The sequence below is a fragment of the Mesorhizobium sp. M4A.F.Ca.ET.022.05.2.1 genome, from assembly GCF_003998845.1.
GTDB lineage: Bacteria > Pseudomonadota > Alphaproteobacteria > Rhizobiales > Rhizobiaceae > Mesorhizobium.
In genome coordinates this window covers 1-9,499 of the sequence record NZ_RZOJ01000236.1, presented here as the reverse complement: position 1 = coordinate 9,499, position 9,499 = coordinate 1, and the positions used below count along the sequence as shown (strand labels likewise).

At 65.0% G+C, this 9,499-nt stretch carries 11 protein-coding genes; 3 read left to right on the top strand and 8 right to left on the bottom strand.

The window, feature by feature from the left end; genetic code table 11:
- Both EN745_RS22615 and EN745_RS22610 read right to left on the bottom strand, forming a co-directional pair.
- The coding region (locus tag EN745_RS22615) for an RNA polymerase sigma factor (protein ID WP_245487799.1) at nucleotides 1-366 on the bottom strand (366 nt) is incomplete at its 3' end.
- A gap of 56 nt (nucleotides 367-422) precedes the next feature.
- Nucleotides 423-743, bottom strand: coding sequence for a hypothetical protein (locus EN745_RS22610; protein ID WP_245487798.1), 321 nt, complete (start codon nucleotides 741-743; stop codon nucleotides 423-425).
- A 144-nt stretch (nucleotides 744-887) separates the two neighbouring features.
- Between EN745_RS22610 and EN745_RS22605 the strand changes: the two genes are divergently transcribed.
- On the top strand, nucleotides 888-1,253 hold the full coding sequence (locus EN745_RS22605) for a VOC family protein (protein ID WP_127422301.1): 366 nt from the start codon (nucleotides 888-890) through the stop codon (nucleotides 1,251-1,253).
- 44 nt (nucleotides 1,254-1,297) lie between these two features.
- On the top strand, nucleotides 1,298-2,167 hold the full coding sequence (locus EN745_RS22600; protein ID WP_127422300.1) for an alpha/beta hydrolase: 870 nt from the start codon (nucleotides 1,298-1,300) through the stop codon (nucleotides 2,165-2,167).
- Nucleotides 2,168-2,219: 52 nt separating this feature from the next.
- Here the strand turns inward: EN745_RS22600 and EN745_RS22595 are convergent, their stop codons facing one another.
- The 5 genes from EN745_RS22595 to EN745_RS22575 all read right to left on the bottom strand — a co-directional run bounded on the left by EN745_RS22595 (nucleotide 2,220) and on the right by EN745_RS22575 (nucleotide 7,419).
- Nucleotides 2,220-3,875: an FAD-binding dehydrogenase gene (locus EN745_RS22595; protein ID WP_127422299.1), complete on the bottom strand. Its 1,656-nt coding sequence runs from the start codon at nucleotides 3,873-3,875 to the stop codon at nucleotides 2,220-2,222.
- 39 nt (nucleotides 3,876-3,914) lie between these two features.
- Complete coding sequence (locus EN745_RS22590) at nucleotides 3,915-4,901, bottom strand: Gfo/Idh/MocA family oxidoreductase (protein WP_127422298.1); 987 nt, start codon at nucleotides 4,899-4,901, stop codon at nucleotides 3,915-3,917.
- Between the two features lie 268 nt (nucleotides 4,902-5,169).
- The gene (locus tag EN745_RS22585) at nucleotides 5,170-5,745 is read right to left on the bottom strand and encodes a YceI family protein (RefSeq protein ID WP_127422297.1); all 576 of its coding nucleotides are present in this window, start codon (nucleotides 5,743-5,745) and stop codon (nucleotides 5,170-5,172) included.
- A 69-nt stretch (nucleotides 5,746-5,814) separates the two neighbouring features.
- Nucleotides 5,815-6,387 carry a cytochrome b gene (locus EN745_RS22580; RefSeq protein ID WP_127422296.1) on the bottom strand — a complete coding sequence of 191 codons (573 nt, stop codon included), beginning with the start codon at nucleotides 6,385-6,387 and terminating at the stop codon, nucleotides 5,815-5,817.
- 141 nt (nucleotides 6,388-6,528) lie between these two features.
- A complete protein-coding gene (locus EN745_RS22575; RefSeq protein WP_127422295.1) occupies nucleotides 6,529-7,419 on the bottom strand; it encodes a LysR family transcriptional regulator in 891 nt (296 codons plus the stop codon).
- Between the two features lie 96 nt (nucleotides 7,420-7,515).
- On the opposite strand from EN745_RS22575, the gene EN745_RS22570 reads away from it, so the two are divergent.
- Entirely contained in the window at nucleotides 7,516-8,511 is a 996-nt protein-coding gene (locus tag EN745_RS22570; protein WP_126057143.1) for an aldo/keto reductase, read from the top strand.
- A gap of 235 nt (nucleotides 8,512-8,746) precedes the next feature.
- Here EN745_RS22570 and EN745_RS22560 read toward each other — a convergent pair whose 3' ends face one another.
- On the bottom strand, nucleotides 8,747-9,349 hold the full coding sequence (locus tag EN745_RS22560) for a nucleotidyltransferase family protein (protein WP_127422294.1): 603 nt from the start codon (nucleotides 9,347-9,349) through the stop codon (nucleotides 8,747-8,749).
- Between the last annotated feature and the right edge of the window lie 150 nt (nucleotides 9,350-9,499).

Here is a 9,499-nt window from a genome sequence, read left to right as displayed (position 1 = left end):
GCGCTGCGGCAGAGTGAGCTGCATGAAAGTGCGCAGGCTGGTGGCAGCCGCAAGCCTCGCCTCCGCGCTGGCGGAGAGGTCTTCCACTCCGGTCATATCGGCCTCGCTTAAGCGGGAACGCTCCCGCTGGCGGCGGCGCAGATGGTCCTGCGCCGCATTGTGGGCGATGCGAAACAGCCATTGCTCCGGACGGTCGACTGCGGCGTTGCCGTCGATCGCCTGCAGCGCCTTCAGCGCCGTCTCCTGCACGATGTCCTCGCCGTCGATGACGGAGCCGGCCATGCGGGCTGCGTAGCGGTGCAGCTTCGGACGCAGGCCGGGCAGCATCGCGTCCAGCGCCGCCCGGTCGAATTTCGATGACATCATTGCGTTCATTCCCGAGCAGGCTGCGGCACGGCGCCAAGGCCGCGCCGGCACTGAGGTCAGGCCGGCATGGCCTCAACGGCATTGTCCAGCATACGATAGTTGCCGACGATTTTTGCCGCCGATCTGGCGAGAGGGCCGGACCGCCGCTCGGCGTGGTCGGCGCCGAAAGTCTTGAAGGCGTCGAGCCCGGTCAGGGCGGCGCTGTCCTTGTCATACCCGACAAGATGCACGAACTCGCCATTCTCCAGCTCCAGAACGAGGTAGCGCACGGATAGCGGCTTCGTTTCGTCGAGCGCCTCGAACACCTTTGCAACCAGCATGCGGTTTTCGGCGATGCTTTCATCCTTCACGCCGTAGCGGATGAGACTGTAGCCCATTGTCATCTCCTTTTCTGGGTTTGCACACAGAAGACGTTCCGCAGCATCGAAAAGATTCTCAGGGTTTCCGAATCTTTTCGGGCATCTGCGTCGTCCTTCATCCGTCGAGGCCGCGCGGCGGCCTCCGCGATGAGGAGAGACATCATGCATATCCAGTTTGCCGAACTTCCGGTATTCGACCAGGACCGCGCCAAGGCGTTCTACACCGACCATTTCGCCTGCCAGGTGGCAGCCGACCAGCCGATGGGCGACGGCGGCTGGCGCTGGATCGAGCTGACGTTTCCCGACGCCGTCACCAACCTGCATTTTGTCAGACGCGCCGATGAGGCGCCGGGGGTCGAACCAGTGCTGGTGCTGGTCGATGGCGATGTCGAAACGACAATCGCCGCGTTGAAGGCGCGCGGCGTCGAAATCATCACCGAGCCTCAGGAAGCTCCATGGCAGCCTGGCCGCACCGTCGCCGAGTTCCGCGACAGCGAGGGCAACCGCATGGTTGTCGCCGGCAAATGACCGGCGCGCCAGACCGAATCTTGAGAAGCAACGGGAGAGATGGAATGACCCTCCAATCGTCGACGCTGAAAGTGCCGGGCGCCAGCCTGTATTACGAGACGCGCGGCTCCGGCCCCGTGCTGCTGATCATCCCCGGCGGACCGCAGGACGCCGGTGTTTTCGCCGGGTTGGCTGGCCGTCTCGCCGACCGATACACGGTGGTCGCCTACGACCCGCGCGGCAATTCGCGCAGCACCTTCGACGAGCAGCCTGAGGAACAGAGCCTCGATGTCCATGGCGACGATGCCGCGCGGCTGATCGAGGCGCTCGGCGCCGGGCCTGCCTATGTGTTCGGTACCAGCGGCGGCGCCCAGATCGGGCTCAATCTCGCCGCCCGCCATCCTGGCCAAGTGCGGGCGCTGGTGGCGCACGAACCGCCCAGCATGATGTTGCTTGACGACCCGTCGCATGCGTTGGCCGGCATGCGCGACCTGCACGATACCTATCGCAGCCAAGGCGTCGGGGCGGCGATGCGGAAATTCTTCAGCGAGAACGGCCTGTCCGAAGGGCCGAATCAAGGTGAAGCAGGGCCGAACGATGCTGAGACCCAGGATGCGCCGCCGCCGTTTGAACCGACACCCGAAGAGGCCGAGACCTTTGCGCGCGTCAGCAGCAATTTCGAATACTGGCTGGCGCATGGCGTCATGCCGCTCTCGCTGTACCGTCCCGACGTCGAGGCGCTGCGTGGCGCCGCTGTCGTAGTCGGTATCGGCGAAGAGTCCGTCGGCCAGCCGATCGACGGCATGGGCAAGGCGCTGGCCGACAGGCTCGGTGTCAAGCGCGCCGCCTTTCCCGGCGACCATATGGGTTTTGGGCACTATCCCGATCGCTTCGCTGAGACCTTGCATCTGGCGCTCGGCGGCGTAGGAGCCTAGCCCGCAGGTTGACCCTGGTACGGCGTCCGCGCCTGCGGGGGCCGGTCTTCCCTCAGGCGACCGCCTCGGCCGCCGCCCGCCCGGCGCTGCGGCCGGAGAAGATGCAGCCGCCGAGAAATGTGCCTTCCAGCGCGGCATAGCCATGCACGCCGCCGCCGCCGAAGCCGGCGGCTTCGCCGACCGCATAGAGGCCGGGGACCGGCTGGCCCCCGGCATCGAGCACGCGGCTGTCCAGATCGGTCTGTAGGCCGCCCAGCGTCTTGCGGGTGAGGATGTTGAGCCGCACCGCGATCAGCGGGCCGTTCGCCGGATCGAGCATCTTGTGCGGCTTGGTGGTGCGGATCAGCTTGTCGCCGAGATAGGCGCGGGCGCCGCGCAGTGCCGTGATTTGCATGTCTTTCGAGAACGGATTGTCGAGCTGCCGGTCGCGGGCGCGGATTTCGCGCTCGACCTCGGCGACATCGAGCAGCGGCTCGCCGCCAGCCAGCGCATTCATGCGCTTGACCAGCGTCGAAAGGTCGGCCTCGACGATGAAATCCTCGCCCTTCTCCATGAAGGCTTTGACCGGGCCGGGAATGCCTGACGTCGCGCGGCCCAGCACCTGGCGCCAGCTCTTGCCCGTCAGGTCCGGATTCTGCTCGGAGCCCGACAGCGCGAACTCCTTCTGGATGATCTTCTTCGTCAGGATGAACCAGGAATAGTCGAAGCCGGTGCTCATGATGTGGCTGAGCGTGCCCAGCGTGTCGAAGCCCGGATAGAGCGGCACCGGCAGGCGCTTGCCGCGTGCGTCGAGCCACAGCGACGACGGGCCGGGCAGGATGCGGATGGCGTGGTCGGTCCAGATCGGCGCCCAGTTCTTGATGCCCTCGACATAGTGCCACATGCGGTCGCGGTTGATGATCGAGCCGCCGACCGCCTCCGTGATCGCCAGCATGCGGCCATCGACATGGTCGGGCACGCCGGTGATCATCCGCTTGGGCGCGGTACCCAGCCGATGCGGCCAGTTCTTGCGCACCAGCTCGTGATTGGCGCCGATGCCTCCGGAGGCGACGATCACCGCTTGCGCGTGCAGTTCGAAATCGCCGGCGATGTCGCGCGCGCTCTTGCGGCCGCGCTCGACGCTGCTTGGCTCGAGGATGTCGCCGCGCACTCCATCGACGGTCGTGCCCGTTCGCGTCAGCTCATTGACACGATGGCGGAATTTGAACTGGACCAGCCCGCGCTTCTCCGCTTCCCGCACACGCAGGACAAAAGGTTCGAGCACGCCGGGGCCGGTGCCCCAGGTGACATGGAAGCGCGGCACCGAATTGCCGTGGCCGATGGCATTGCCGCCGCCGCGTTCCGCCCAGCCGACGACGGGAAAGAATTTCAGCCCGCGTTCGATCAGCCAGGAACGCTTTTCGCCGGCGGCAAAGCCGACATAGGCCTCGGCCCATTTGCGCGGCCAGAAATCTTCCGCGCGGTCGAAAGCCGCGGTGCCCATCCAGTCTTCCAGCGCGAGATCGTGCGAATCGCGGATGCGCATGCGCCGCTGCTCCGGCGAATCGACCAGAAACAAACCGCCGAACGACCAGAAGGCCTGGCCGCCCAGCGACTGCTCCGGTTCCTGGTCGACGATGATGATCTTCTTGCCGGCCTCGGCCAGCTCGGCCGCGGCGACGAGGCCGGCCAGCCCCGCGCCGACAATGATCACGTCCGCGTCAGCCATTTCTCCTCCCAGGATTAGCCGGCTTTCTTAATGCAGAGGTCAGACGGCTTCCCAGCCGTCCTTGCCGCCGGCGCGGAAGATGGCATCGATGACCTTCTGGTTGAGCACCGATTCCTCCAGCGTGAAGACGCGCTCCTTGCCGCCCTGCGCCGCCCTGGCGAAGGTCTCGACCTCCAGCCGGTACTGCTGCGTGCCGGGGAAGCGGAACACCTGCGCCTCGGTGTGGTTCTGGTTGTGCAACTCGACCCGATGGTGGTCGTAGAGCCCGGCATTGAACGGCGAGAACACCTCGATGAAACCCTTCTCGCCGTGGAACACCATCACCTGCCGCGCCGCCATCTGCGTCGACAGGTAGAAGGACAGTTCGAAATCGCCGAAATCGGCGCGGATCGAGGAATAGATGTCGGTGCCGAAGGTCTTGTCGCGCTCGATCGTCGCCTGCACGCGCTGCGGTTCCTTGCCGGTCGAAAAGCGCGTCGACACCGTCGGATAGACGCCGATGTCGGGCAGCGCGCCGCCGCCGAGGTCGAGCCGGTTGCGCATGTTCTTGGGGTCGACATTGTAATAGGAAAACGCGCCCTGCACATGGCGCAGCCGGCCGATGGCGCCGCTGGCGATGAGGTCGCGCACCTTGATCCATTGCGGGTGGTAGATGACCATGAAGGCCTCGCACACCAGCACTTTCTTCTCATCGCGCAGCTGGATCAGCGGCGCGATGTCCTTGGCGTCGAGCGCCAGCGGCTTCTCGACCAGCACATGTTTTCCCGCTTCGATCGCCTTCGCGGTCCATGCGACATGCTGTGAGGTCGGCAGCGGGATGTAGACGCCGTCGATGTCCTTCGACGCGAGCAGTTCCTCATAGGAGCCGAAAGCATGCGGCGCACCGAAACGGTCGGCGAGCGCCCGGACTTGCGCCAGATCGCGGCTGGCGATCGCCGACAGGACGCCGTTCTCCGCCTCGACGATCGCCGGCAACAGCTGCTCGCGGCCGATCTTGGCCGTCGACAGAACACCCCATCGGAACATCACGCTTCTCCATGTCGAATTGCATCATGGAGGTGTGCCCCAATTCAGGGGAAAAGCCAATCGCAGACGCGGGTCACAAAGCGTCTTCGTCATCCTCGGGCTTGACCCGAGGATCCATTCCGTGACCTGTGACGTAAGGTGCATCGGTGCAGAATTCTGTAACCGTTGCAACGCCTTAGCATCACGGAATGGATCCCCGGGTCTGCGCGCGTCGCTTCGCTCCTTGCTTCGCCCTGGGATGACGAACCCGAGGGGGGCGAGCTTGGAACTAGCCCCTCTTGCCCGTCAGCGTCATGTCGAAGTTGACGACGTTGGAATAGATCGGCGTGCCGACATCCATGCCGTAGCGCGACCTCAGCACCTTGCCGGTGACGTGGAATTTGATCGTGCCGGCCTTGAGGCTGCTGAGCTCGGCGGTGAATTTTTCCGGAAACGTCTTGCCGCGCGCCGTCAGCCGGCCGGTGACCAAGGCCGTCGTGTCGCCGGTACGGGTCACGCTGGTCGAGCGGAACTGGATTTCCGGGCTGTTGGCGCTGTCGAACACCGCGTCGGAGCGCAGGAAGGCATCGATGCGGTTCTGGCCGGTGCCGACGCTCTCGGGATAGATGGTGAGGTTGACCTGCGAGCGTTCGACATTGGCGTCATCGATGCGGATGCTGCCCTTGAAGCGGGCGAAGGCGCCGTCGAACCCGCCGCCGCCGGCCTTGCCGATGGTGAAACGGATGCTCGATGCGGCCGGGCTGATCGTGTAGCTGCCGGCGGCGTCGCTGAGCGCCACCGCCGCGACGGCGGGCACGGCAACGCAAGCGACAAGGGCCGCCAATCCAAGGATGCGCGCATGCATGGGGAAGGTCCCTTTGCTGAGGCAGCGCATTGCTGCCTTCTCGCCTCACCAACGAATGACGATGCCGTTCTATTCCTCACCTGACGAAGGCGTGATCATGCGCGCAAGCACGCTGTCGCGCAGCCAGAAATGATGGCGCAGCGCGGCCAGGATATGCAGGACGACGAGCGCGATGCCGGCATAGGCGAGATACCAGTGCGCTGCCGTCCAAAAACTCTCCGCCGCGTCGGATACGGCCAGTGGCAGGTTGGGCATGACGAACAGATTGAATGGCATGCTGGGGATTTCCAGCGTCGAGACCGACACCAGCGCCCAGCCGGACAGAGGCAGCGCGATCTGGAAGGCATAGAGCAGAATATGCGCGAGTGGTGCTGCCCGCCGCTCCAGGGTGCCGACCGATGACGGCAAGGGTGGCACCGCATTGCCGAGCCGCCACGCGACGCGCAGGATGATCAAGCCAAGCAGCAGGAAGCCGAAGGATTTGTGCAGCTGGATCAGCTCGAAGGCGGTGCGCTGGCTTTCGATCCGCATCATCGCGAAGCCGAGCACGAACTGGCCGATGAAGATCAACCCGATCAGCCAGTGCAGGATGATCGTTGCCCAGCCGTAGCGGGTGGAGGTGTTGGTGATTGACGATTCCATGGCCGAAAAACGCCGCTGAGGTCAGCTTTCTTCCAGGCTACCCTATGCCCCACTCTCCACACAATTCCGGGCGCCGGCGGCGGCCAATAAGGTTGGCGACCAACCTTGGAGCGATGGTTTCGCCGCGGGCCTGCAGCGCGCCTACCCGCTCACCTTGAAGAAATCCACGAAAGCCCTGAGCGCCGGCCGCATCTGCCGGCGGCTCGGATAATAGACGAAGAAGCCGTCGAAGGATGGGCACCAGTCATCCAGCACGCGGATCAGCCTGCCGGTTGCGAGCGGGGTGCGGACATAGTCCTCGAAGACGAAGGCGAGCCCGGCGCCGTCGACCGCCGCCTGGGCGATCAGATGGTCCTCGTCGAGGATTAGCGGCCCTTGCGCAGCGATCTCGATCTCCTCGCCGTCCTTCTCGAACTCCCAGCGATAGAGGATGCCGCTGGAAAAGCGGAAGCGGATGCAGCGGTGGTCGGCAAGCTCGCGCGGGTGGCTCGGCTTGGGGCTGGTCGCGAAATAGGACGGCGCGCCGACCACGGCACCGCGAAGATCCGGGCCGATGCGCACCGCGATCATGTCGCGCTGCAGGCTCTCGCCGAGCCTGACGCCGGCGTCGAAGCCGCCCTCGACGACATCGGTGAAGCGGTCCTCGATGACAATTTCCAGTACGATGTCGGGATAGGCGACGGCGAAGGCGCCGAGCCTCGGCGTCAGCGTCAGGTGCGCTGCCGTGCGCGGCACGGTCAGCCGCAGGTTGCCGGCCGGTCGGTCGCGCGCCTCTACCGCAGTCTCCAGCGCAAGGTCGATCTCGGACAATGCTGGCCGCAGCCGTTCGAGCAACTGCGCGCCCTCCTCTGTCGGCGCCACGCTGCGCGTGCTGCGGGCCAGGAGCCGCACGCCGAGCCGGGCCTCCAGGCTCGACACCGCGTGGCTGACTGCCGACGGCGCAATGCCGAGCTCGCGCGCGGCGCCGCGGAAGCTGGCGCATTGGGCGACCGTGGCGAGCACCGCGAGCTGGGAAAGGTTCGTTCGGTTCATTGATCTATCTTTTGGAACAAGTTGTGCGAAAGAGACATGATTATCGAACGGCGTGCAAGGCACTATTTCTCCCCCATCGCAACAAGGAGATGCGCCATGCAAACCCGCAAGCTTGGAACTGAACTCGAAGTCTTCCCCGTCGGCCTCGGCTGCATGGGCATGAGCTTCGGCTATGGCGGCCAGCCGGAAGCCGAGGCGATCGCCACGCTGCGCCGCGCCATCGAGATCGGCGTCACCTTCTTCGACACGGCCGAGGTCTATGGCCCCTACGAGAACGAGATCCTGCTCGGCAAGGCGTTGAAGCCGGTGCGTGACAAGGTGACGATCGCCACCAAATTCGGCTTCAAGATCCTGGAGGAGGGCAGCGGCACCGACCGCATGGCCGGCGTCGACAGCCGCCCCCAACATGTCAAGGCAGTGGCCGAGGCCTCGCTCAAGCGCTTGAATACCGATGTGATCGACCTCTATTACCAGCACCGTGTCGACCCCAACGTGCCGATCGAGGACACAGTCGGCGCCATGGCCGAGCTGGTGCGCGAGGGCAAGGTCCGCGCCCTCGGCCTCTCGGAGGCGAGTGCGACGACCATCCGCCGGGCGCATGCCGTGCACCCGATATCGGCGGTGCAGAGCGAATATTCGCTGTGGAGCCGCGACCCCGAGGATGAGGTGTTCGCCGTCTGCCGCGAGCTCGGCATCGGCTTTGTGCCCTACAGCCCGCTGGGACGCGGCCTGCTCACCGGCACGATCGCCAAGCCCGATGTCCTCGGCGCCGGCGACTGGCGTCTCGGCCTGCCGCGCTTCCAGGCCGAAGCCATGGCAGCCAACGCCAAGGTTGTTGCCACACTGGAAAAGATGGCGGCGGAGAAGGGCGTGACATCGGCACAACTGGCGCTCGCCTGGGTGCTGCACCAGGGCGATTTCATCGTGCCGATCCCCGGCGCGCGGAAAATCCGCCATCTGGAGCAGAACACGGCAGCGGCCGGGGTCGAATTGAGTGCTGCGGAGGTGGCTGCCATCGGCGACGCGCTGTCGCCGGATAAGGTGGTCGGCAAGCGCTATACCGAGGAACTGATGGCGCTGGTGAATGGGTGATTACGCAGAATGCTGAATGGAAAGGGGCGCTTCGGCGCCCCTTTTGTTGAGGTGCTGGTGCGAGGCACCCTCTGTCCTGCCGGACATCTCCCCCTCAAGGGGGGAGATTGGCATTTCGCGGTCCTTACCCCTCCTTCAATGTTGGCGATTGGCGAAAGCCGAGGTGACATCCGATCTCCCCCTTGAGGGGGAGATGCCCGGCAGGGCAGAGGGGGGCGCCTCGCGCACACCTATCTTACCAGGCCACCATACGAATCTCCGGCCAATACTCCCGCGCCCGCGCCCCCTTCACCTCATGCGTCCGCTGATTGTCCAGCGCCCGATTAGGCGTGATGCGGAAGGAAAAAATATCGTCGAGCCCGAACGGCGCCACAAGATCGAGGCGCCCCTGTGCATCGTACCGCACTCCAACCGCGTGCGTCTTCGAAGCAAAATAGCTGACGGACTCGCTTGCGCTCGCATAGCGCGGGCATTCCTGCCCGAACTTCTCCGGATACCACAGATGCACCCGCGCCTGGTTGCGCACCTCGACCGGCAGCGCCAGCCCTGCGAAGTGCAGCGCCGCCCGGCGGATCACCGCATCCTCGGCCTCGTAGGAGAGGTCGGCATCGTCGAAATAGAACAGGTCGACATCCTTGATGCCGTAGCCCGGCGGCTTGCCGGTCAGATGGTTCCAGACGCTGTTGTAGAGCGCGCCCGACACCACCAGCCAGTCCGGCAGTGCAAGCTCCCGCACGCGTGCCAACGTTTCGCCAATCAGCGGGTCGGTCGCGATGATGCCGAGGAACGCCGCATGCTGTTCTTCAAAAGGAAGGCCGGAATAGCGCAGATGGTCCATCGCCCTTTGGAGTGCGATTCGCCATCTGCCGGCAATCCCCTCAAGTCCTCAGCACGCCGCCCGTCTGCTTGTTGACGTTCTCGACGATGCGCTTGGCCAGCGCCTCAAAATCCTCGTCGGTCAGCGTCTTCTCGAGCGGCTGGATCGACA